Below are 22,522 nucleotides of genomic sequence, written 5' to 3' on the forward strand. Positions count from 1 at the left end.
CCCTCCCGCTGCGAACGAACCTCACGCAGGCGCCCCCACCGATCCTCCGCCGCCGCCCCGTTCCCGACGCCTCGCTGTCCGGGACGGCGGCGGAGAACCACCCCTGCCCCGAAAGGACCGACACGTGGCAGCCCCTCAGCCCGCAACGACCCCCGGACACACCGACGACTGGTGGCGCGGTGCCGCCATCTACCAGGTGTATCCGCGCAGCTTCGCCGACGGCGACGGTGACGGCACCGGGGACCTCGCGGGCGTCCGGTCGAGATTGCCCTACCTCGCCGAACTGGGCGTCGACGCGATCTGGTTCACCCCCTGGTACCTGTCCCCGCTCGCCGACGGCGGCTACGACGTCGCCGACTACCGGGTCATCGACCCCGCCTTCGGCGACCTGGCCGAGGCCGAGCGGCTGATCGCCGAGGCCCGCGCGCTGGGCATCCGCACCATCGTGGACATCGTGCCCAACCATGTCTCAGACCAGCACGCCTGGTTCCGGGCCGCACTCGCCGCCGGACCCGGGAGTCCCGAGCGCAAGCTCTTCCACTTCCGCCCGGGCCGCGGTGAACACGGCGAACTCCCGCCCAACGACTGGCCGTCGCAGTTCTCCGGCCAGACCTGGACCCGGGTCGAGGACGGGGAGTGGTACCTGCACCTGTTCACCCCGCAGCAGCCCGACCTCAACTGGGCGCACCCCACCGTGCGGGAGGAGCACGAGGAGGTACTGCGGTTCTGGTTCGAGCGCGGAGTGGCGGGTGTGCGCATCGACTCCGCCGCACTGCCCGCCAAGGACCCCGACCTGCCCGAGTTCGTGGAGGGCCGCGACCCCCACCCGTACATCGACCGGGACGACCTGCACGAGATCTACCGCTCCTGGCGGCGCATCGCCGACGAGTACGGGGGTGTCTTCGTCGGTGAGGTGTGGCTGCCGGACTCCGAACGCTTCGCCCGCTACCTCCGCCCCGACGAACTGCACACCGCGTTCAACTTCAGCTTCCTGTCCTGCCCCTGGGACGCGGCCAGGCTGCGCGCGGCCATCGACGACACCCTCGCCGAGCACGCCCCCGTCGGCGCCCCGGCCACCTGGGTGCTGTGCAACCACGACGTCACCCGCACGGTCACCCGCTACGGGCGCCAGGACACCGGCTTCGACTTCGCGGCCAAGACCTACGGCACGCCGACCGACCTGCGGCTCGGCACCCGCAGGGCACGCGCCGCCGCCCTGCTCACCCTCGCCCTCCCCGGCTCCGTCTACCTCTACCAGGGCGAGGAACTGGGCCTGCCCGAGGCGGACATCCCCCGGGACCGCATCCAGGACCCGATGCACTTCCGTTCCGGCGGCACCGACCCGGGCCGCGACGGCTGCCGGGTCCCGCTGCCCTGGACGGCCGACGCCCCGTACGCCGGTTTCGGCTCGGCGGTCGAACCCTGGCTGCCTCAGCCCGAGGGCTGGTCCGCGTACGCCGCCGACCGCGAGGCCGACGATCCCGGTTCCATGCTCAGCCTCTACCGCGCCGCGCTGGCACTGCGCCGCGCCGACCCGGCCCTCGGTGACGGCCCCCTGCGCTGGCTGCCCTGCCCCGACGGCGTCCTCACCTTCGGCCGCTCCCCGGACCTGATCTGCGTGGTGAACCTCGCCGACGACCCGGCCGTCCTGCCGGACCACACGGAGCTGCTTCTCTCCAGCGGCCCCTTGGACGCCGACGGCCGACTCCCCTCCGACACGGCGGCGTGGCTGCGGAGTTGAGAGCACACGGCAGCCAGTGACCTACTTGTTCAGGGCCGCCGCACCCGCCCGGGCGTACTTCTCGTCGAGGTCGCCCGAGGGTGCGCCCGCCACGCCGACGCCCGCGACCGGCGCGCCCTTCGCGGTGACCGGGGCGCCGCCCGCGAGGAACAGCGTGCCCGGGATGTCCTTCAGGTTCGGGGACTGCTCCTGACGGCTGACCGGCGGGGCGGATGCTCCGCTGCACGTCCTGGTCCTGACCACGTACGACACCGACGCGGACATCACACGGGCGATCGAGGCCGGGGCGACGGGGTATCTGCTGAAGGCCGAGCGGCCGGAGGAACTGTTCGCAGCGATCGGTGTCGATACGCGGGCGGGGGCGGGGGCGGTGGCGGTCGCCGAAGAACGCCGAGTGCACCCGTGAACGGGCGCGCACTTCGAGAGGGACAGAGGTGCTGGTCGGCCGGATTCCGTGCCCGGGGCTGTGGTGAGCGTTCGCGCAGTTCCCCGCGCCCCTGAAGGACGGGAGTGGTGGTCGGCCGGATTCCGCATCCGGGGCTGTGGTGAGCGTTCGCGCAGTTCCCCGCGCCCCTGAAGAGCAGGACGCGTCGGCTACGGGGTGTGGCCGTTCACGGACTCCCGGAGGCGGTGGCTGGCCATTGCCATGTGGTCCGCCATCGCCCGGTCCGCCCCCTCGGGATCCCGCGCCCGCAACGCCACCAGCACCGCGTCGTGCTCGCACAACGTCCCGCTCACCGTGCCCTCGATGTCGCTGACCCGTTCCATCCACACCTGCAGCAGCGCCCGGATGCTGTGCAGGATGTCGCTCAGCACGCTGTTGCGCGCGATGCGGGCCAGCTCCAGGTGGAAGTCGATGTCGGCGTCGATGAAGGCCTTGGCGTCATCCCCGGCCGCCCGCATGTGCTGAAGGTGCTCCTCCAGCCGCTCCAGATCCTCGTCCGTGGCCCGCTCCGCGGCCAGCCGCGCCGAGACCGCCTCCAGATACGTGCGCACCTCCACCAGATCCTGCGTACGCCGCTGCCCCAGCATCAACCCCCAGTTGATCGCCCGGGGCAGGAACTCCGACGTGCCCTCGCGCACGTACGAGCCCGAGCCCGGCCGGATCTCGATGATGCCGAGCACGTCCAGCGCGGACAGCGCCCCGCGGACGCTGGAGCGGGCGACCCCCAGCGCCTCGGCGAGCTGACGCTCGGCGGGAAGGCGCGTGCCGGGCTTGATGTCGCCCGCCGACAGGTGGTCGAGGAGCCGCTTGGCGACCTCGCTGACGGAGGACTCGCGCACCACGGGGCGCAGGAGTTGGGCGAGGTCGGGGGCGGCCCCGGAGGTCTGGTCGTCGGGCTGACTGGTCACGGTCACCAGTCAACCAGATGGGCCGCCCAGCGGGCTGACCAGCCGGTTGTTCCGCCCTCCGGGCCGTGCCGAACGACGGATTTGTCAAGAGTTGCGAGAGGGTCGAATGTGAGACCGTCCTCACATTGGTAAATTGGTGACCAATTTGAGGAGTCGGCATAGCGTGAAACCGTTCCGGTCGACCGCCCCTGCGGCGAGCCGTCCGGCCCGACCCACCCCGGACGGAGCTGTCCGGGCGAGCCGAGGAGTCGCCATGGTCGCCGACGCGCCATCCGCGGCAGTCGAGAGAACTGCCATCAAGAAGGTCTCAGTCCGCCTCGTGCCGTTCGTGGCACTGATGTTCTTCGTGAACTACCTGGACCGCACAGCCGTCTCATTCGCCGAGCCGAACGGCATGGGCCAGGACCTGGCGCTCACCGCCGCCCAGTTCGGCTTCGCGTCCGGGATCTTCTTCCTCGGTTACATCGTCCTCGAGGTCCCCAGCAACATGGCCCTGCACCGCTTCGGTGCCCGCCGCTGGCTGGCCCGGATCATGGTCACCTGGGGCATCGTCTCCCTCCTGTTCACCTGGGTGGACAGCACGGGCCAGCTCTACACCCTGCGGTTCCTGCTCGGTGTGGCGGAAGCGGGCTTCTTCCCCGGAGCGATCCTCTTCCTCAGCCAGTGGGTGCCCTCACGGCACCGCACCAAGATCCTCGGGCTCTTCTACCTGGCCCAGCCGCTGACCACCGTCCTCGGCGCCCCGCTGGCGGGCTGGCTCATCGGCCACCACGGCCTGTTCGGCCTTGAGGGCTGGCGCGTGATGTTCCTCTTCGTGTCGGTGCCCGCCATCCTCCTGGGCGTCGTCGCCTGGTTCTACCTCATCGACAAGCCCGCCGACGCGAAGTGGCTCACCCCGGCCGAACGCGACTGGCTGACCGACGAACTCGCCGCGGAGAACGCGCGCAAGACGGGCCACGACGACAAGCACGCCAAGGGCGACCTGAAGAAGGCCTTCACCAACGGCCGTGTCTGGGTCCTTGCGATGGTCTACTTCGGTTTCGTCTACGGCCTGTACGCCCTCGCCTTCTTCCTGCCGACGATCATCGACGGCTTTCAGGAGCAGTACGACACCACGTTCAGCGTGATGGACAAGGCCTGGATCACCGCGATCCCGTACCTGCCCGCCGCGGTCGTCCTGTTCTTCTGGACGCGCCACGCCACCCAGCACGGCACCCGCGTCTGGCACGTGGCCGGACCCGCCGTGGTCGGCGGTGTCTCCATCCCGCTCGCCCTCTACATGGGCTCCCCGGCCGCCACGGTCGCGGTGATCACCGTGACCGCGTGTGCCATCTTCGCGGCCCTGCCCGTCTTCTGGTCCGTACCTTCCCGCTTCCTGACCGGAGCCGCGGCAGCCGCCGGCATCGCCCTGATCAACACCGCGGGCAACGTCGCCGGATTCGCCTCCAGCTACATCACCGGCTGGCTCAAGGACTGGACCGGTGACTACTACGTGCCGCTCTACCTGGTCGGCTTCTTCATGCTCCTGTCCGCCGTCCTGATGATCTGGCTCGCCGCCCGCGGCGGCACCGCGGAACCGGCCCCCGCAGCAGAGAACAAGCCCCTGGAGGCCCTCCGATGACCCGGCTCTTCAACGACCCCGCGGCCTTCGCCGACGAGGCCCTCGAAGGCTTCGCCGCCGCCCATCGCGGCTGGGTGCGACCCGTCACCGGAGGCGTCGTACGCGCCGCCGGGACCCCCGCCGGGCAGGTCGCCGTCGTCGTCGGCGGCGGATCGGGCCACTACCCGGCCTTCTCCGGACTGGTCGGCCGGGGCCTCGCGCACGGCGCCGCCGTCGGCAACGTCTTCGCCTCGCCCTCGGCACAGCAGATCCGCTCCGTGGCACGGTCCGCCGACGGCGGCGCGGGCGTCCTGCTCATGTACGGCAACTACGCGGGCGACGTCCTCCACTTCGGCCAGGCCGCCGAACGCCTGGCGGGCGACGGCATCGAGGCCCGTACCTTCGCCGTCACCGACGACATCTCCTCCGCCGCGCCGGAGGAGTCCGCCCAGCGCCGCGGCATCGCGGGCGACCTGCCCGTCTTCAAGGCGGCAGCCGCCGCGGCCGAGGAAGGCCTGCCGCTGGCCGAGGTGCTGCGGGTGGCCGCACACGCCAACGCCCGCACCCGCTCCTTCGGCATCGCCTTCTCCGGCTGCACCCTGCCCGGCGCCGACCACCCCCTGTTCACCGTCCCCGAGGCCCGGATGGCCGTCGGCCTCGGCATCCACGGGGAGCCCGGCATCGGCGAGGAGTCCCTGCCGACCGCCGACGAGGCTGCACGGCTCATGGTCACCGCCCTCCTCAAGGAACTCCCCGACGGCGTCGACGCGCCCGCCGGACAGCGCGCCGCCGTGATACTCAACGGCCTGGGCTCGGTCAAGTACGAGGAACTGTTCGTCGTCTACCGCAAGGTCGCCGCCCTCCTCGGCGCCGCGGGTGTGGACATCGTCGACCCGGAGGTCGGCGAACTCGTCACCAGCTTCGACATGGCCGGCGTCTCCCTCACCCTGACCTGGCTCGACGACCGCCTCGAGGAGCTGTGGCGCGCCCCGGCCGACACCCCCGCCTACCGCAAGGGCGCCCCGGTCGCACAGGACCCGGCGGCCGAGGCGGCGGCGTACGTCGAGGACGTCGACGACACCCGTGTCCCGGACGCCACCGAGGCGTCCCGCGGCTCGGCCGCCCACGTCCTGGCGGCCCTGAACGCCGTGGCGGGCATAGTCGACACCCACGCCGACGAACTCGGCCGCATCGACGCGGTGGCTGGCGACGGCGACCACGGCATCGGTATGCGGCGCGGCACAACGGCCGCTCTGGAAGCGGCGGTTCGTGCCCACGACCTGGGCGCCGGCGCCGGAACCGTCCTCGTCCACGCCGGAGACGCCTGGGCCGACAAGGCGGGCGGCACCTCCGGCGCACTGTGGGGCACCATCCTGCGCTCCCTCGGTACGCGCCTCGGCGACCAGGACACCCCGACCGCCGAGGCGGTCGCCCGGGGAGTCTCGGACGCCTCCGACGCCGTACGCCGCCTGGGCGGCGCCGAGGTCGGCGACAAGACCATGGTCGACGTCCTCGTGCCGTTCGCCGACACCCTCGCCGAAGCCGCGGGCGCAGGCCTGCCGCTCAGCGAGGCCTGGCAGCGCGCCGCCGTCACCGCCGAGAAGGCGGCAGCCGACACCGCGGACCTGCTGCCCCGCAAGGGCCGCGCCCGGCCGCACGCCGAGAAGTCCCTCGGCACCCCCGACGCGGGCGCGCACTCGCTCGCCCTCATCACCCGCGCCGTACACGGCGTCCTGCCCGACCACCCGCTCGACCAGCACTGAGGATCAGCCGCCATGACCGACAAGCTCCGTATCGTCGTCGGATCCGACGACGCAGGCCACCAGTACAAGGAAGTCCTCAAGCAGGATCTGCTGGGCAGTTCGCTGGTCGCCGAGGTCACCGATGTCGGCGTCGACGCCGACGGCCACACCGCCTACCCCAAGGTCGCCATCGCCGCCGCCGAGATGGTCGCCCGCGGCGAGGCCGACCGCGCCCTCCTGGTGTGCGGCACCGGCCTGGGCGTGGCCATCGCGGCCAACAAGGTCAAGGGCATCCGCGCCGTCACCGCCCACGACTCCTTCTCCGTCGAGCGGGCCGTCCTGTCCAACAACGCGCAGATCCTGACCTTCGGCCAGCGCGTCGTCGGCCTCGAACTCGCCCGCCGACTCGCCGCCGAGTGGCTCACCTACCGCTTCGACGAGACGTCCGCGTCCGCGGCGAAGGTCCAGCTCATGTGCGACTACGAGGACGCCGCCGAGGCCTCCGACACCGGGGCGGCGGCCTGATGTCCGCCCCGGTACACCGGCCCCTGCTGCTGGGAGTGAGCCTGAAGATGTACTTCGGCCACCACCAGACCCTCAACTGGGCCCGGAAGACAGCCAAGTTGGCCGCCGAGCACCCCGCCGTGACCTCCGGCGAGGCCCGCCTCTTCGTCCTGCCCGCCTTCCCGACCCTGATCCCGGCCACCGGAATCCTCGCGCCCTACGGCATCGCGCTCGGCGCCCAGGACATCGCCACCGAGGACACCGGCCCGTACACCGGCGAGGTCGGCGGCCCCCTCCTCAAGGAGATCGGCTGCCGCTACGCCGAGGTCGGTCACGCCGAACGCCGCCGCCTGTACGGCGAGGGTGACACGGTGGTCGCCGCCAAGACGGCCGCCGCCCTGCGCAACGGCCTCACCCCCGTGCTGTGCGTCGGCGAACGCGACCGGGGGACACCCCAGGAGGCGGCCGAACGCACGGTCGCCGAGGCCGCCCGCCTCCTGCACGGCCTGGACGGCACGGTCGTCCTCGCGTACGAGCCCCAGTGGGCCATCGGCGCACCGGAACCGGCCTCGGCCGAACACATCGCGACCGTCTGCACCGCACTGCGGGACTGGCTCAACACCCGCACCCGGCACGCCGGTTCACAGGTCATCTACGGCGGCAGCGCGGGCCCCGGCCTGCTCACCCGCCTGGCGGGAGCGGCGGACGGCCTCTTCCTCGGCCGCTTCGCCCACGACCCGGACAACGTCCGCGCGATCCTCGACGAGATCCGCGCCCCGGCCGACGCGGCGGTGGCGTGATGGCCTACGGAATCAGCACGTACGCGTACTTCTGGCGCTTCTCCGACCGGGCACCCCGGCCGATGACGCTCGCCGAGATGCTGCGCGACACCGCCGCACTGGGCGGCCAGGTCTTCCAGATCTGCGACTACGCGCCGATCGAGTCGTACGACTCCGCCCAACTGGCCGACGTACGCGCCACGGCGGACGACCTGGGGCTGCGCCTGGAACTCGGCACCCGCGGCGTCCGCCCCGCCCGCCTGTTCAAGTACCTGGACATGGCACGGCAGTTGGGCGTCACCCTGGTCCGCTCCATGCTCAACACGGCGGACCACCGGCCGGACACCACCGAGGCGGTCACCCTCCTCAAGGAGGCGGTACCTCTCTACGAGGACGCCGGGGTGACCCTCGGCCTGGAGACCTACGAGCAGGTGGCGACGGACGACCTGCTGGCTGTCGTACGCGGGGTCGACAGCGAGCGGCTCGGAGTCGTCCTCGACCCGGGCAACAGCGTCGCGCGCCTGGAACGCCCGGCGGACGTCGTGGCCGCCACCGCGCCGCACGTGGTGAACATCCACGTCAAGGACTTCGCCTTCACCCGCAGGGACGGCTGGGTCGGCTTCACCTACGCCGGCTGCCCCCTGGGAGAAGGACTCCTGGACTACGACGCGATGATTGCCGCCGTACGGGCCGCCCGGCCGGAGGCGGACGGCGTCAACCAGATCGTGGAGCACTGGCTCCCGTGGCAGGACGAGGGCTTCGACGCCACCGCCCGGCTCGAAGACCAGTGGACACAGCACAGCATCACCACCCTTCTGAGGAGCGAGTAATGGCCACCGAGATCCAGACCCAGGTCGACGTCAGGACCGTCGCCGTCATCGGGGCCGCCGGCAAGATGGGCCAGCGAGTCTCCGACAACCTCGTCGAAAGCGACTTCCGGGTGCTCTTCAGCGAGGCCTCGCCCAAGGGCCAGGAGCTGATCCGCGACCTCGGCCGTGATTTGACCGAGTCCGCCGACGCCGTCGCCGAGGCCGACGTGGTCATCCTCGCCGTCCCGGACGTCGTCCTCGGCCAGGTCTCCGAGGAACTCGTCCCGCTGATGAGGCCGGGCACGGTCGTGCTGACCCTCGACCCGGCCGCCGCGTACGCCGGCCTGCTGTTCGAACGCGAGGACATCCACTACGCGTGTGCCCACCCCTGCCACCCGTCGGTGTTCCTGGAGCGCACCACGAAGGAGGAGTGGCAGGACACCTTCGGCGGCATCGCCGCCCCGCAGGAGGTCGTCGCCGCGTACGAGGGCGGCGACGAGGCCAAGCAGGAGCTGGCCGACTCGGTTATCCGCGTGATGTACGCGCCCGTGGTCGACGTCCACTGGGTCACCGTCAAGCAGCTCGCCGTCCTGGAGCCGACCCTCGTCGAGACGATCGCCTGCATGGTCGGCGCCCTCCTCACCGAGGCGCTGCACGAAACGGTCCACACCGTCGGCGTCCCGGAGAAGGCGGCCCGCGCGATGCTCCTGGGCCACACCCAGGTCGCCCTGGCCAACACCCTCAAGGGCTCCAACCCGTTCTCGGACGCCTGTCTGATCGCCATGGACTACGGCCGTGAGTCCATCGTGCGCGACGACTGGAAGAAGGTCTTCGAGGACGACGAGCTCGACAAGGTCATCACGCGCATGCTGAAGATCAAGGAGATCAGGCGCTGACCACGGCGCCGACGCTCCCGCGACTCCACCCGGTCCGGTGCCCGCCTGTCACCTGACAGACAGGCGGACGCCGGCCGGGCGGGACCGCGAACAACCGCCTACGCGCCGGCCTTCATCACCAGCTCGACGAGCGCGTCGGCCGCCGGACCGGAGGAGGCGGGGTTCTGCCCGGTGATCAGCAGACCGTCCCGCACCACGTACGGCGCCCAGTCGTCGCCCTTGGAGTAGACGCCGCCGAGGCCCTTCAGTTCGTCCTCGACGAGGAAGGGGACGATCTTGGTGAGGCCGACGCCCTCCTCCTCGGAGTTGGTGAACCCGGTGACCTTCTTCCCCCGCACCAGCGGCGTACCGTCCTCGTTGACCGTGTGGCGCAGGACGCCGGGAGCGTGGCAGACCAGGGCGAGGGGCTTGCCCGCGCGCAGGGTCGCCTCGATCAGCCGAGCGGAGTGCGTGTCCTCGGCCAGGTCCCACAGCGGGCCGTGGCCGCCGGGGTAGAAGACCGTGTCGAAGTCCTCGGCCGCGACCGAGTCCAGGCGTACGGTGTCCGCCAGTGCGGCGGTCGCCTCCGCGTCGGACTCGAACCGGCGGGTCAGGTCGGTCTGGAAGTCGGGCTCGTTGCTCTTCGGGTCCAGCGGCGGACGGCCGCCCTCGGGGGAGGCCAGCACGATCTCCCAGCCGGCCTCCCGGAAGCGGTAGTAGGGCGCGGCCAGCTCCTCCAGCCAGAAGCCGGTCTTGCGACCGGTGTCGCCGAGTGTGTCGTGCGAGGTGAGGACGACGAGAACCTTCATGTCTGTCTGCTCCTTGATCGGGTGATTCGCTGAATAGACCGGTCGTCTAGAAGTGGTCGGGGTGAACTCTAGCTTCCGGCCGGACGGGAACGTTGGTGGGTGAGGCGGGCCGGAGTGTCGGCGACCGGGGCCGGGCCGGAGTCGGGGACGGGGCCTGAGGGACGTCGGGGATCGTCGGGGGTTGTCGGGGATCGAGATGCCGGGACTACAGATGTAGCAGTTGCCGGGTCATCGCCGTCGTGGTGTCGAGCGGCGCGGGGCTGCGGTGGATCTTCGCCATGACGCTGGCGCCGAGCCACATGTCGTAGAGGACCTGTGCCGTGGTGCGGGGATCGCCGTCCAGGGCGACCGACCCGTCCTCAAGGCCTTGGGTGATCGTCCGCTCCAGACGGTCGACGACCGCGTCAGTGCCTTCCTTGAGGGCCAGCCGCATCGGCTCCGACAGGTCGGACACCTCGGCGCCGAGCTTGACCGCGAGGCATTTGCCCTGGCAGTCGTCGAGGCTCTGCGTCTGCCGCCACTGCTGCCAGTAGGCCGTGAGCCGCTCGCCGGCCGACTGGCCGGGCCGCGCGAAGACGCGGTCCATGTCGGCGACGTACTCCTCGAAGTAGCGCCGTAGCAGGGCCTCTCCGAAAGCGTCCTTCGAGCTGAAGTAGTGGTAGAAGGAGCCCTTCGGTACGCCTGCCTCCGAGAGCACCTCATTGATGCCGACCGCGGAGTAGCCCTTGCGGCCCATGATGCGCTGGGCGGCGTCGAGGATGCTCCGACGGGTGTCGGTGGTGCGTGCGGTGGCTGGCATGTCGGCAACAGTAGCGCATGATTAGACCGGTCGTCTAGAAGTGGGTGGTTCCCGGGGCTCCCGGGGGATCCCGCCGCGCCCCGGGGGAACGCTGCGGACCGTGCGAAGTGGCAGGGGTGCGGGTGCTGCCCGATGCTGGGCTCTACAGGCCGTCTGTGTGCGATGTCGAGTCGTCTTCTGGCCGTTTGTCGGCAGATGGGCTGGGCAATCGGGACGAAGCGTTTCAGCCGGACGATGTGTGCAGGAGGCCCGCGTGAACGCCACGCCCCCCGAAATGACCGACCCAGCGCGCTCCCCGGAGCGGCGGACGGCCGACCTGTTCGCCGACTTCGTCGAGCGCGAGGCCTCCGGCGTACCTCTGCCGGGCCGGTCGACGGCGCATCGTTTCGCCGTCCTGAGCGCCCTGGGGCGCCGGGACCTGTCCCTGGCGCGGCTCGCGGAAGGACACCTGGACGCGGCGGCGATCCTGCACGAACTGGACGACACCCTGCCCCTCGAAGGGGAACGGTGGGGAGTGTGGGCCGCGCGCCCGCCCGGCCCCGGCGTGCACGCCACCCGCGGCGACCAGGGGTGGCGGATCAGCGGGGTCAAGCCCTACTGCTCGGGCGCCCGCAGCTGCACCCACGCCCTGGTGACCGCGGACGCCGACGACGGCTACCGCCTGTTCGCCGTCGCCCTGGACCACCCGGGCGCCCAGGCCGTGGAAGGGACCTGGCCGGCGATCGGCATGGCGGGCAGCGACAGCCTGGACATGTCGTTCACCGACGTGCCGGCGCGAGCCGTCGGCGGGGTGGACGGCTATGTGCTGCGCCCCGGTTTCCAGCACGGAGGAATCGGGGTGGCGGCCTGCTGGCTCGGCGGGGCGCACGCGGTCGCGGCGCCGCTGTACGGGCGGGCGGCGGCGGGACAGCTCAACAGCCATGCCGCCGCCCACCTCGGCGCGGTCGACATGCTGCTGCACACCGCCGACGCCGTGCTGCGGCAGGCGGGCGACGACATCGACGCCGACCCCTTCGACGTACGCGAGGAAGCGCGGGTGCGCAGTCTGCGGGTGCGGGCCCTGGCCGAAAAGGTGTGCACGGAGGTTCTGGAGCACGTCGGGCGTGCCACCGGCGCCGGGCCGCTGTGCCGCGACGAACGGCACGCCCGCGCGGTGGCGGACCTGACGGTCTACGTACGCCAGCACCACGCCGAGTCGAACCTGGCGGAACTCGGCCGCCTGGCCACGACGGACTTCCCACCCGGCAGAGACGCGACGCCTCCTGTGGGTACGAGGTCCGCTACGGGTGCGGCGCCCGCGACGGATCCCGCCACCCCCGCCGCTTCCGAAACCCCCGCGACCGAGGCCGCGGAGGCGGCTCGATGAGTGCGTCCAAGGCCGCCGACCCCCGGCAGGCCGCCGCCGCTGCCATCGACGCGCAGGGCACCGAGGAGGCCCTATGGCGGGAGGCCCGCCTGGCGGAGCGGTTGCCGCGCCTGGCCCTCCCCGCGGGACCCGTCGTCGTGGTGGCCGCCCACCCCGACGACGAGGTCCTGGGATTCGGCGGCACGATCGCCGCCCTCCTCCAGGCGGGCGCGGCCGTCCACACCGTGTGCCTGAGCGACGGGGAGGCCTCGCACGGCCCCGGTACGCCGTCCGCGCGGGCGCGGCTGGCCGCCCGGCGCCGGGATGAGCTGACCGCGGCGCTGCGCGACCTGGGCGAGCTGCCCGCCCCCGTGCACGCGGGGCTGCCCGACACCGCCCTCGACGAGCCCCAGCACGAGGAGGAAGCCCGCGCGGTGATCGGCGGGCTCCTGGACGCCGTCGGCGCGGCCCTGTGCGTGGCGCCCTGGGAGGGCGATCTGCACAGCGACCACGAGGCCGCCGGTCGCGCCGCCCGGCGCGCGGGCCACGACACCTCCACGCCGGTGTGGTCCTACCCGGTGTGGATGTGGCACTGGGCCCGCCCCCACGACCGCCGCGTGCCGTGGCACCGGGCCGCCGTCCTGCCTCTTCCCGAGCCGGTGATCGACCGTAAGAAGGCGGCCCTGGCCCGTTTCACCAGCCAGCTGGAACCGCGGGGCACGGGCATCGCGCCGGTCCTGCCGGTGGCGGAGATCGCCCACCACACCCGCGCCTTCGAGACGGTGATCCGGTGAACACCCCCGCCGCCACCCCCGACGAGACGCCCGCGAACACCCCCGCGCGCTACTTCGACGACCAGTACGCCCGGGCCGCCGACCCCTGGCACCTCGGCGAGCGCTGGTACGACCGCCGCAAGTACACCCTGACCGTGGCGGCACTGCCCCGCCCCCGCTACCCGCGGGCCTTCGAACCGGGCTGTTCGGTGGGCGTGCTGACCGAACTCCTCGCCCCCCGCTGCGACCGGCTGCTCGCCACCGACCGCGTCGCCTCGGCCGTCGAGTCCACCGCCCGGCGCACCGAGCGCCTGGACCAGGTCACGGCCCGACGGATGACGGTGCCCGAGGAGTGGCCCGAGGAGTCGTTCGACCTCGTCGTGCTGTCGGAACTCCTCTACTACTTCGACACCGGCACCCGTACCCGGCTCGTCCGGCAGAGCGTGGAGAGCCTGAGGGAGGGCGGGCACCTGGTCACCGTTCACTGGAACCACCCGGTCGCCGAACACACCTGCACGGGCCGCGACATCGCCGAGCACCTCGACACCCTGAGCGGCCTGCGACGGCTGGCGCGCTACGACGATCCCGACTTCACCCTCTCCGTGCACGAGCGCGGCCGGGGCCCGGGACCGGCGCTCTCGCCGGCCCGCGCGGAAGGTCTGGCGTGAGGTCTCGTACCAGGCCTCGGGCGACGACCTCCGCCGTGGCCGTCGTCGTTCCCGCGCACAACGAGGAACGCCGTATCGCCGCCTGTCTGCGCAGTCTGCGGGTGGCCGCCGCTCAGGTGGCGCCGCTGCCCGTGGTGATCGTGGTGGTGGCGGACGCCTGCACGGACGCCACAGCGGTACTGGCCGCACGCGGGGGAGCGCATGTCGTGGAGACCCGCGGCCGCAATGTCGGACTCGCGCGGGCGGCCGGCGTGGAGCGCGCACTGGAACTGCTGGCCGACGACGGACGGCACGCCTGGCTGGCCATGACGGACGCCGACACCACGGTGCCCGCGGCCTGGCTCACCCACCAGGTCGCCAGGGCGGCGGAGGGCCACGACGCGGTCCTGGGCACCATTCGCCTCGCCCCCACCATCACGGCCGACGCACTCCTGAGGGCACGGCACGACGCCGCCTACTTCCGCACCCGCCGGTCCCACGGGGCGGGGGCGGGCGCAGGCGCGGGAGGAGCGTGGGAGCACCCGCACGTGCACGGAGCGAACCTCGGCGTGTCCGCGGCGGCCTATCTGCGGGTGGGGGGCTTCGCCCCGCTGACCACCGGCGAGGACCGCGACCTCGCGGCCCGGCTGACCGCGACGGGCCACCGCGTCGCCCGCACCGACCGGCACCCCGTGCGCACGGCCGCCCGCCTGCGCGGGAGGGCCCCCGGCGGCCTCGCCGACCTCCTCGCCTCCCTGTGCCCAACCCCGGCGCCGCCCGGCATCCCGACCGGGCCGGATGGGGCCGAGGTGGATTGCGTTCCCACACCAGGGGTACCGGGAGGGGGCAAATCAGTACGAGAGGTACCCGTGCGCAACCTGTGAGCTGCACGAGATGTGCACGCCGCACGGCCCGCACGGGCTGAACACACGGCACGAGCCGCACACGCTGTACGAGACAGGAGATACCGACATGGCTTCCCAGGCCACCCCCCGCTACACCGTCCCGGGCCTCACGGTGGAGAACGCCTCCACGCTCATCGACCTGCTGCAGCTGCGTCTGCACGCCCTCAACGATCTGCACCTCACGCTCAAGCATGTCCACTGGAACGTGGTGGGCCCGCACTTCATCGCCGTACACGAGATGCTCGACCCCCAGGTCGACCGCGTACGTGACATGGCCGACGATGTCGCCGAACGCCTCGCGGCCCTCGGGGGCGTCGCCCACGGCACTCCCGGCACGCTGGTCGAGGAGCGCACCTGGAAGGACTACAGCGTGGAGCGGGCCGACGCGATCGCCCACCTCGGCGCGCTCGACGTCGTGTACACCGGTCTGCTCCAGGACGTGCGCGCCGCGGTCGAGACGGCGGGCGACATCGACCCCGCCACCGAGGACCTGCTGATCGAGCAGCTGCGTGACCTGGAGCAGTTCCAGTGGTTCGTCCGGGCACACCTGGAGACCGCGGGCGGCTCCCTCACCACGGCCGACGCCGACTCGGAGACGGACGCCGCCCAGCAGGCCTCCAAGCACTGACGGACACGCCGCACGCCGGCACGCACCCACAGCACCTTCGGAACGAGAGAAAGGCTCACTCAGATGTCTGACAAGCCGCTCAACGGCCACCGCGTCCTGGTGCTCGTCACCAACTACGGAGTTGAGCAGGACGAGCTGCTGGTGCCGGTCCGCCGGCTCCGGGAGAACGGGGCGGACGTCACCGTCGCAGCCGTCAGCTCGGACCCCGTCCAGACGCTGGTGGGCGACAAGGACCCCGGTGAGACCGTCGAGCCCACCACGACGTTCGACGCGCTCGACCCCGGCGCGTACCAGCTGCTGCTGCTCCCCGGCGGCACCATCAACGCCGACCAGCTCCGTCTGGAGAGCAAGGCCCTGGAGACCGTGAAGGCGTTCGCCTCCTCGGGCCGGCCGATCGCCGCGATCTGCCACGGCCCCTGGGCGCTGGTGGAGGCCGACGTCCTGAACGGCAAGACGCTGACGTCCTACCCCTCCCTGCGCACCGATGTCCGCAACGCGGGCGCCAAGGAATGGGTGGACGAGGAGGTCGTGAGCGACGGCGCGAACGGCTACACCCTCGTCACCTCGCGCACGCCGAAGGACCTCGACGCGTTCGTGGCCGCTGTCGACAAGGCCCTGGTCGGCTCCTGAACCGCGCCGGCCCCACCGCCGGTCAGCACAGCCGTCGGCCCGAAAGCCGTCCGTACGACATCCGCCCCGTGCTCCCCGCCCAAGCAGGCAGGGAGCACGGGGCGGACCGCGTCGGGGATCAGACGGGCTGGGTGAAACGGTCCCAGGCACGGTGAGCGGCCAGCAGTTCGGTGACGCGCTCCAGCGCCGCGTCGGCCGAGTCCGTGGTCACCACACCGGCGGCGTCTAGCGCGATACCGGCCGCCTCCAGCGCGTCCGCCCCGTCGGACCAGGCACCGAGTGCCTTGCCGTGCCGGAACGCCTCGGCCAGCATGAGCAGCAGCCGGGGGTCGATGCCCGAAGCCACCGCCACGTCGTCGACCTTGGCGTCGCGGGCCCCGTACGCGTCGGCGCCCGGCGTGGGCGCACCCGCCAGCAGGATGGCGTCGAACTCGGTGGAGCGGGCGTTGGCGAAGGTGCGCTGCACGGTGACGGGGTCGCCGTCGGCGTCCAGGACACCACCGGCCGGAGCGATGACCAAAGGCACCATCCCCGCGTCCAGGGTCGCCTGGCGGATGGACCGCACACCGTCCAGATCCTGGTCGCCGGAGGCGACGATGCCGACGATCCGGCCGTCCAGCGGCCAGGTGGCGCCCAGCTGGGACAGCGCGGGACTGGGGTCGGGCTCGGCCAGCTTCACGGTGGGCTCGGGCGCGGGCAGACCCAGTCCGGTCGCGACCTCACCGCACAGCTCGGGGTCGATGTTGGCCAGGACCCGCAGGGCCCGTTCCTTGATCGACGTCTCCCAGCACTTGCTGAGCTCGAAGGTGTAGGCGGCGACGATGTGCTCCCGCTCGGTGGGCGTCATGCTCAGCCAGAACAGCCGCGGCTGGCTGTAGTGGTCGTCGAAGGAGGCCGCCGCGTCACGCACCTTGCGGTCCGCGTGCACCGGCTCGGGGACCTCGATGTACGCGCCGGTGTCCTCGCCGGCCAGGAAGGGGCAGCCGCCGTCGAGGGAGTTCGGGCGGTAGGGGGCCGCACCCCGGTGCACGGCGGTCTGGTGCATGCCGTCGCGCAGCATGTCGTTGACCGGGGCGTGCGTGCGGTTGATCGGCAGCTGGGCGAAGTTGGGGCCGCCGAGCCGGCTGATCTGCGTGTCGAGGTAGGAGAACAGCCGGCCCTGGAACAGCGGGTCGTTGGTGACGTCGATACCCGGCACGAGGTGGCCGAGGTGGAAGGCGACCTGCTCGGTCTCGGCGAAGTAGTTCGACGGGTTCGCGTTCAGAGTGAGCAGGCCGATCGGCTGCACCGGGGCCAGCTCCTCCGGCACGATCTTGGTCGGGTCCAGCAGGTCGATGCCCTCGAACAGCTGGTCGTCGGTGTCGGGGAAGGTCTGGACGCCGAGCTCCCACTGCGGATACGCGCCGGCCTCGATCGCGTCGGCGAGGTCGCGGCGGTGGAAGTCGGGGTCCACACCCGCGGTGATCTGCGCCTCTTCCCAGACCAGCGAGTGCACACCGAGCTTCGGCTTCCAGTGGAACTTGACCAGCGTCGTCGCGCCCTCGGCGTTCACGAACCGGAAGGTGTGGACGCCGAACCCCTCCATCATCCGGTACGAGCGCGGGATGCCGCGGTCGGACATGTTCCACAGCGTGTGGTGGGTGGCCTCCGTGTGCAGGGTGACGAAGTCCCAGAACGTGTCATGGGCGCTCTGCGCCTGCGGGATCTCCCGGTCCGGGTGCGGCTTGCCCGCGTGGATCACGTCGGGGAACTTGATCGCGTCCTGGATGAAGAACACCGGAATGTTGTTGCCGACCAGGTCGAAGACACCCTCGTCGGTGTAGAACTTCGTGGCGAAGCCCCGGGTGTCGCGCACGGTGTCGGCGGAGCCGCGCGAACCCAGCACGGTGGAGAAGCGCACGAAGACGGGGGTCTCCACGTCCTTGCCGAGGAACGCGGCCTTGGTGATCTGCCCGGCGGTGCCGTACCCCTGGAAGATGCCGTGCGCCGCGGCGCCACGGGCGTGCACCACCCGCTCCGGGATGCGCTCGTGGTCGAAGTGGGTGATCTTCTCCCGCAGGTGGTGGTCCTGCAGCAGCACCGGTCCGCGCGGCCCGGCCTTCAGCGAGTGGTCGGTCTCGTACAGCCGCGCGCCCTGCGCGGTGGTCAGGTACTCACCGCCCTGCGCCACCTTCTCCTGCGGGACGCCCGTCTCCTGCCCGGTGGGGCTGTAGGTGTCCGGGCCGCGCTGGTCCGGCTTGGGCGGCAGCGGTTCGGCGGGCTCGGTCGGCTCGTCGAGCGGCGGGGGCACCGGCCCCGGCGCTCCGGGGATCTCGTTGCCGGGGTGGACAGCCTCCTGAACCTTCTCGGCCACCTTGCCGGTGGCGGCTTTCACAGGGTTCTTCTTCGTGGCGCTCACAGCGTTCCGTTCTCTGAGGGGGGAAGCGCGGAGCCGACTCTGTCCGTCCCGTGGACGGGTCGCCTGAGATCCGCGGAGGCTGGGTACCCCTCCTGAGGAAAGCGACGCAGCGGCCTGTGGGGAACGGCCGAGTTTCACCCGGGCGGTCGCGTCCGCCGCAGAGATGGGGTGGCGCCGGCGGCGGTACGGTTCCGCCGCACGGGGGAGCGTCGCAGGTCAGCCGAGATAGTGTGCGCGGCCCTCGTCGTCGAGCTCGAAGGGCCCGTCGGGCAGCACGCAGAACTCGTTGCCCTCGGGGTCCGCCATCACCAGGAATCCGCCATCGGCGTACTCGTCGAGCCTGCGACCGCCCAGCGTCTCGATGCGCCGCTGCTCCACGGCCGGGTCGGGCGCGGTGACGTCGAAGTGCATACGGTTCTTGCCCGTCCTGGGCGCGGAGGCCCGCTGGAATCCCATGCCGAGCCCCATCTCCCGGCGCAGCCACACATAGGGGCCCGTGCGGCCCACCACCGGCCTGCCCAGCACTTCGGACCAGAACGAGGCGAGCCGTTCGGGGTCGGCCGCGTCGATGATGAGGGCGTTGATCCGCGTAGCTGAGTCGGTCATGTCCCCATCGTCCCACCACGACGTCGGCCGACGACGGCGACAAGGGACGTCCCGGCGCGCTCCCGGGGGAAGATTTCCCGGGGGAGTGTCGAGAACCGGCGCCCGGCTCCGTCCCCGCAGTGAACACGGCCGCAAGGGGCCGTACCGCACCAGGGAGAACACGATGGCCAAGTACTTGCTGCTCAAGCACTACCGGGGCGGGCCGACCCCGGCCAACGACGTGCCGATGGACCGGTGGACCCCGGAGGAGGTCGCGGCCCACATGCGGTACATGAGCGACTTCGCGGCGCGACTCGAAGAGAACGGCGAGTTCGTCGACAGCCAGGTGCTGTCCTCGGAGGGCACGTTCGTGCGCCACGACGGCGAGGGACGGCCGCCGGTCACCGACGGCCCGTTCGCGGAGACCAAGGACCTGATCGCCGGCTGGATGGTGATCGACGTCGACACCTACGAGCGGGCGCTCGACGTGGCCGGCGAGCTGTCCGCGGCCCCCGGCGCGGGCGGGAAGCCGGTGCAGGAGTGGCTGGAAGTGCGGCCCTTCCTGTCCCCGTGCGTGACCATCACGGACTGACACCGGTGGACGAGTCCCTGCTGCGGACGCTCACGCCCGCCGTCCTCGCCGTCCTCGTCCGTCGCGGAGCCGACTTCGCGGCGGCCGAGGACGCCGTGCAGGACGCCCTGGTCGAAGCGGTGCGCGCATGGCCGCACGATCCGCCGCGGGACCCCAAGGCCTGGCTGGTCACGGCCGCCTGGCGCAAGTTCCTCGACGCCGTCCGCGCCGACACCTCCCGGCGGCACCGGGAGGTACGCGTCGACCGCGAACCCGTACCCGGACCGGGCGAGGCGGCCGACGACACGCTCCAGCTGTACTTCCTGTGCGCGCACCCGGCCCTGACACCCGCCTCGGCCGTCGCCCTCACGCTGCGCGCCGTCGGCGGCCTGACGACACGGCAGATCGCACAGGCCTACCTCGTGCCGGAGGCCACCATGGCCCAGCGGATCAGCCGGGCCAAGCGGACCGTCTCGGACGTCCGCCTCAACCGGCCCGGTGACGTCGCCACGGTCCTGCGCGTGCTCTACCTGGTCTTCAACGAGGGCTACTCCGGCGACGTCGACCTGGCCGCCGAGGCGATCCGGCTCACCCGCCACCTCGCGGCCGGGACCGACCACGAGGAGGTCGCGGGTCTGCTGGCGCTCATGCTGCTCCACCACGCGCGGCGCCCGGCACGGACCGGCGCCGGCGGCAGGCTCGTACCCCTCGCCGAGCAGGACCGCGGTCTGTGGGACACCCGGCTGATCGCGGAGGGCGTCGGCATCCTCCAGACGGCCCTGGCCCGCGACCGGCTGGGCGAGTTCCAGGCGCAGGCCGCCGTCGCCGCACTGCACGCCGACGCCCGGTGTGCCGCGGAGACCGACTGGGTGCAGATCGTCGAGTGGTACGACGAACTGGTACGCCTGACCGGCAACCCGGTGGCCCGCCTCAACCGGGCCGTCGCGGTGGGCGAGGCCGACGGCCCGCGCGCCGGCCTGACCGCACTGGCGCACCTCGACCCCTCGCTGCCCCGCCACACGGCCGTCGCGGCCTACCTGCACGAGCGCGACGGCGACGTGGCGACCGCGGCACGGCTCTACGCCGAAGCCGCCCGGTCGGCGCCCAGCCTCCCCGAACGGGACCACCTCACGCGCCAGGCCGCACGGCTCAACGCGGAACTGCGCGGCTGAGCGATCGGCCGGCTGAGCGGCTGAGGGGCTGGGCAGCGTACGGCGCACCTGACAGTGTCAGAATTTCCGCTCGGTTTTCAATTTCCGCCCGCGCGGCCGGAGTTGACGCCGTACCGTCGATGCATGCCCGTCGACGAACACACGGCAGCCCTGCCCTCCCTGCGTGAGCGGCGCCGAGCGGCCGCGACCCAGGAGATCCTGGACGCGGCCGAGCGCCAGATCACCGAGAGCGGTCCTGCGGCCCTGTCGCTGCGCGCCGTCGCCCGGAGCCTCGGCATGACCGTGCAGGCGCTCTACCACTACTTCCCGAGCCGGGACGAGCTGGTCACGGCCCTCATCACCAAGGCGTACGTAGCCCTGGGCGACGCCGTGCAGGCCGCCCTGGACGCCACGCGCGAGGACTCGCCCCTGGAACGGGTGGTGATCGCGGCCGAGGGCTATCGCCAGTGGGCCGTCGACCATCCCGAGCGGTACCAGCTCCTGTACGGAACGCCGTTGCGGTACTACGAGGCTCCCGTGGAGGGCACCACCACCCGGGCGGTGCGCCGGATGGGTGCGATCTTCGAGCGTGAGATGTTCGGCGGCTTCACCCCGGCCCAACTGGCCGCGGTCGACGACTCCGGCTTCTCGCCCGCGCTCGTGGCGTACATGGAACAGATACCGCCGATGGGGGAGGGCGCTCTGCCGTCTCCGCTGACCGCTCTGGTCATGAGCGCGTGGGGACATATGCATGGTCTGGTCGTCCTGGAGGTGTTCAGGCACACCGCTTTCCTCGGTGAACACCAGGCCGAGATCTTCCGCCTGGGGATGCGGAACACCCTGGAAGACATCTTCGGCCGGATTCCGGCCGCGGACCAGGCCGGTTGACCACCGCTCTGGCGAGAATCCGGAGCTGATCGGCATTTTCGCCGCTGGTTGCCCTCAAGTGCCGTCCATAGGCTCGTGACATCAACCGCCGACGAGAAGGCTGTCCGTATGTCCGACCAGAACAATCTCGACCAGAACAATTTCGGCACGAGCGAATTCGGTACGAGCGATTTCGGTACGAGCGATCTCGGTATGAGTGATTTCGACGCGAACAACGGGGGCAAAGGAATCACCCGGCGCACCGCACTCGGACGGGGTGCCGGTGTCGCCGCGATCGGCGCGGCTGCCGCGTTCGCCACCGCGGTGACCGCCGCCCCCGCCGCCGCGGCGGACGCCCTGCCCGGGACGGTGGCCGGCGTACGCATCCCCACCAGCGAACTGGCCCGCAGGACAGCGCGGTTCGTACGCGAGGTGTCCTCCGGGACGCTGTTCAACCACGTCATGAGGACGTACCTCTTCGGCTCCCTGCTGTGCGACCGGCGCGACGTCCGCTACGACAGCGAACTCGCGTTCGTCGCCGCGGCCCTGCACGACCTCGGGCTGGTCGAGGCGTACCGGACGCCGGCCGAACGCTTCGAGGTGGACGGCGCCGACGCCGCGCAGCGGTTCCTGCGGGAGCAGCGGATGCCGGCCGAACGCGTAGCCGTCGTCTGGGATGCGATCGCCCTGCACACCAACACCGGTATCGCCACGCGGAAGAGGCCGGAGATCGCGATGGTCGCCATGGGATCGGCAGTGGACTTCTCTGGAAACGACCTGCGGCGCATTCCGCCCGACGCCCTTGAGGAGATACTCGCGGCTTTCCCCCGGGAGGGATTCAAACAGGACGCGCTCGACACCATTCTCTCCCTGTGCCGCACCAAGCCCATGTCGGTCCTCATGCACCCCTTCGCCGAAGTCGGCCGCCGTCACCTCCCGGAATTCCCGGTGCCCACGGTGGAGGATCTCCTGCTCGCCGCGCCGTTCGAGGAGTGACGGCCGTTCGAGGAA

At 71.7% G+C, this 22,522-nt stretch carries 22 protein-coding genes and 2 pseudogenes; 18 read left to right on the plus strand and 6 right to left on the minus strand.

What is annotated here, in order from left to right:
- Window positions 1-124 precede the first annotated feature (124 nt).
- Window positions 125-1,741: a glycoside hydrolase family 13 protein gene (locus K3769_RS38420; protein ID WP_267030833.1), complete on the plus strand. Its 1,617-nt coding sequence runs from the start codon at window positions 125-127 to the stop codon at window positions 1,739-1,741.
- Between the two features lie 21 nt (window positions 1,742-1,762).
- On the opposite strand, the pseudogene K3769_RS38425 reads toward K3769_RS38420, so the two are convergent.
- Window positions 1,763-1,942 (minus strand): annotated as a pseudogene (locus tag K3769_RS38425) (heme-binding protein); the annotation flags it as partial.
- 7 nt (window positions 1,943-1,949) lie between these two features.
- Here K3769_RS38425 and K3769_RS38430 point away from each other — a divergent pair.
- A pseudogene (locus K3769_RS38430) lies at window positions 1,950-2,081 on the plus strand (response regulator); the annotation flags it as partial.
- Window positions 2,082-2,335: 254 nt separating this feature from the next.
- On the opposite strand, the gene K3769_RS38435 reads toward K3769_RS38430, so the two are convergent.
- On the minus strand, window positions 2,336-3,100 hold the full coding sequence (locus K3769_RS38435) for a FadR/GntR family transcriptional regulator (RefSeq protein WP_267030834.1): 765 nt from the start codon (window positions 3,098-3,100) through the stop codon (window positions 2,336-2,338).
- A gap of 247 nt (window positions 3,101-3,347) precedes the next feature.
- Here K3769_RS38435 and K3769_RS38440 point away from each other — a divergent pair, with 247 nt between their 5' ends.
- The 6 genes from K3769_RS38440 to K3769_RS38465 are packed head-to-tail and all read left to right on the plus strand — an operon-like array spanning window position 3,348 to window position 9,424.
- Window positions 3,348-4,715 (plus strand): MFS transporter, encoded by a 1,368-nt coding sequence (locus K3769_RS38440; RefSeq protein WP_267030835.1) that lies wholly within the window; start codon window positions 3,348-3,350, stop codon window positions 4,713-4,715.
- Entirely contained in the window at window positions 4,712-6,457 is a 1,746-nt protein-coding gene (locus K3769_RS38445; RefSeq protein WP_267030836.1) for a dihydroxyacetone kinase family protein, read from the plus strand. Before K3769_RS38440 ends, K3769_RS38445 begins: the two co-directional genes overlap by 4 nt.
- Window positions 6,458-6,469: 12 nt before the next feature.
- A complete protein-coding gene (locus K3769_RS38450) occupies window positions 6,470-6,961 on the plus strand; it encodes a ribose-5-phosphate isomerase (protein WP_267030837.1) in 492 nt (163 codons plus the stop codon).
- A complete protein-coding gene (locus tag K3769_RS38455) occupies window positions 6,961-7,740 on the plus strand; it encodes a triose-phosphate isomerase family protein (RefSeq protein ID WP_267030838.1) in 780 nt (259 codons plus the stop codon). Before K3769_RS38450 ends, K3769_RS38455 begins: the two co-directional genes overlap by 1 nt.
- Entirely contained in the window at window positions 7,740-8,549 is an 810-nt protein-coding gene (locus K3769_RS38460) for a sugar phosphate isomerase/epimerase family protein (RefSeq protein WP_267030839.1), read from the plus strand. The genes K3769_RS38455 and K3769_RS38460 overlap by 1 nt, the downstream gene beginning before the upstream one ends.
- Window positions 8,549-9,424, plus strand: coding sequence for a phosphogluconate dehydrogenase C-terminal domain-containing protein (locus K3769_RS38465; protein ID WP_267030840.1), 876 nt, complete (start codon window positions 8,549-8,551; stop codon window positions 9,422-9,424). Before K3769_RS38460 ends, K3769_RS38465 begins: the two co-directional genes overlap by 1 nt.
- A 98-nt stretch (window positions 9,425-9,522) precedes the next feature.
- On the opposite strand, the gene K3769_RS38470 is transcribed toward K3769_RS38465, so the two are convergent.
- Both K3769_RS38470 and K3769_RS38475 read right to left on the minus strand, forming a co-directional pair.
- The gene (locus K3769_RS38470; protein ID WP_267030841.1) at window positions 9,523-10,212 is read right to left on the minus strand and encodes a type 1 glutamine amidotransferase domain-containing protein; all 690 of its coding nucleotides are present in this window, start codon (window positions 10,210-10,212) and stop codon (window positions 9,523-9,525) included.
- A gap of 205 nt (window positions 10,213-10,417) precedes the next feature.
- On the minus strand, window positions 10,418-11,011 hold the full coding sequence (locus tag K3769_RS38475) for a TetR/AcrR family transcriptional regulator (protein ID WP_267030842.1): 594 nt from the start codon (window positions 11,009-11,011) through the stop codon (window positions 10,418-10,420).
- Window positions 11,012-11,285: 274 nt separating this feature from the next.
- Between K3769_RS38475 and K3769_RS38480 the strand changes: the two genes are divergently transcribed.
- From K3769_RS38480 to K3769_RS38505, 6 genes are all read left to right on the plus strand, one after another.
- The gene (locus tag K3769_RS38480) at window positions 11,286-12,377 is read left to right on the plus strand and encodes an acyl-CoA dehydrogenase family protein (RefSeq protein ID WP_282567460.1); all 1,092 of its coding nucleotides are present in this window, start codon (window positions 11,286-11,288) and stop codon (window positions 12,375-12,377) included.
- Window positions 12,374-13,150, plus strand: a complete 777-nt coding sequence (locus tag K3769_RS38485; protein ID WP_267030844.1) for a PIG-L deacetylase family protein — start codon at window positions 12,374-12,376, stop codon at window positions 13,148-13,150. Before K3769_RS38480 ends, K3769_RS38485 begins: the two co-directional genes overlap by 4 nt.
- Window positions 13,147-13,797, plus strand: coding sequence for an SAM-dependent methyltransferase (locus K3769_RS38490; protein ID WP_267030845.1), 651 nt, complete (start codon window positions 13,147-13,149; stop codon window positions 13,795-13,797). The genes K3769_RS38485 and K3769_RS38490 overlap by 4 nt, the downstream gene beginning before the upstream one ends.
- A 35-nt stretch (window positions 13,798-13,832) precedes the next feature.
- Window positions 13,833-14,660 carry a glycosyltransferase family 2 protein gene (locus K3769_RS38495; RefSeq protein WP_267030846.1) on the plus strand — a complete coding sequence of 276 codons (828 nt, stop codon included), beginning with the start codon at window positions 13,833-13,835 and terminating at the stop codon, window positions 14,658-14,660.
- Between the two features lie 88 nt (window positions 14,661-14,748).
- Window positions 14,749-15,309, plus strand: coding sequence for a DNA starvation/stationary phase protection protein Dps (gene dps, locus K3769_RS38500; RefSeq protein WP_267030847.1), 561 nt, complete (start codon window positions 14,749-14,751; stop codon window positions 15,307-15,309).
- Between the two features lie 63 nt (window positions 15,310-15,372).
- Entirely contained in the window at window positions 15,373-15,939 is a 567-nt protein-coding gene (locus K3769_RS38505) for a type 1 glutamine amidotransferase domain-containing protein (protein ID WP_267030848.1), read from the plus strand.
- 118 nt (window positions 15,940-16,057) lie between these two features.
- On the opposite strand, the gene K3769_RS38510 is transcribed toward K3769_RS38505, so the two are convergent.
- The gene (locus tag K3769_RS38510) at window positions 16,058-18,313 is read right to left on the minus strand and encodes a catalase (RefSeq protein WP_308216449.1); all 2,256 of its coding nucleotides are present in this window, start codon (window positions 18,311-18,313) and stop codon (window positions 16,058-16,060) included.
- Between the two features lie 240 nt (window positions 18,314-18,553).
- Window positions 18,554-18,943 (minus strand): VOC family protein, encoded by a 390-nt coding sequence (locus K3769_RS38515; protein WP_267030850.1) that lies wholly within the window; start codon window positions 18,941-18,943, stop codon window positions 18,554-18,556.
- Between the two features lie 163 nt (window positions 18,944-19,106).
- Here K3769_RS38515 and K3769_RS38520 point away from each other — a divergent pair, with 163 nt between their 5' ends.
- The 4 genes from K3769_RS38520 to K3769_RS38535 all read left to right on the plus strand — a co-directional run bounded on the left by K3769_RS38520 (window position 19,107) and on the right by K3769_RS38535 (window position 22,507).
- Window positions 19,107-19,514 (plus strand): YciI family protein, encoded by a 408-nt coding sequence (locus K3769_RS38520; RefSeq protein ID WP_267030851.1) that lies wholly within the window; start codon window positions 19,107-19,109, stop codon window positions 19,512-19,514.
- A gap of 5 nt (window positions 19,515-19,519) precedes the next feature.
- Window positions 19,520-20,665 (plus strand): RNA polymerase sigma factor, encoded by a 1,146-nt coding sequence (locus K3769_RS38525; protein ID WP_267031730.1) that lies wholly within the window; start codon window positions 19,520-19,522, stop codon window positions 20,663-20,665.
- Window positions 20,666-20,788: 123 nt separating this feature from the next.
- Entirely contained in the window at window positions 20,789-21,532 is a 744-nt protein-coding gene (locus K3769_RS38530) for a TetR/AcrR family transcriptional regulator (protein ID WP_267030852.1), read from the plus strand.
- A 108-nt stretch (window positions 21,533-21,640) separates the two neighbouring features.
- The gene (locus K3769_RS38535; RefSeq protein WP_267030853.1) at window positions 21,641-22,507 is read left to right on the plus strand and encodes an HD domain-containing protein; all 867 of its coding nucleotides are present in this window, start codon (window positions 21,641-21,643) and stop codon (window positions 22,505-22,507) included.
- The last annotated feature ends 15 nt before the right edge of the window (window positions 22,508-22,522 follow it).

Source organism: Streptomyces ortus, assembly GCF_026341275.1.
GTDB lineage: Bacteria > Actinomycetota > Actinomycetes > Streptomycetales > Streptomycetaceae > Streptomyces > Streptomyces ortus.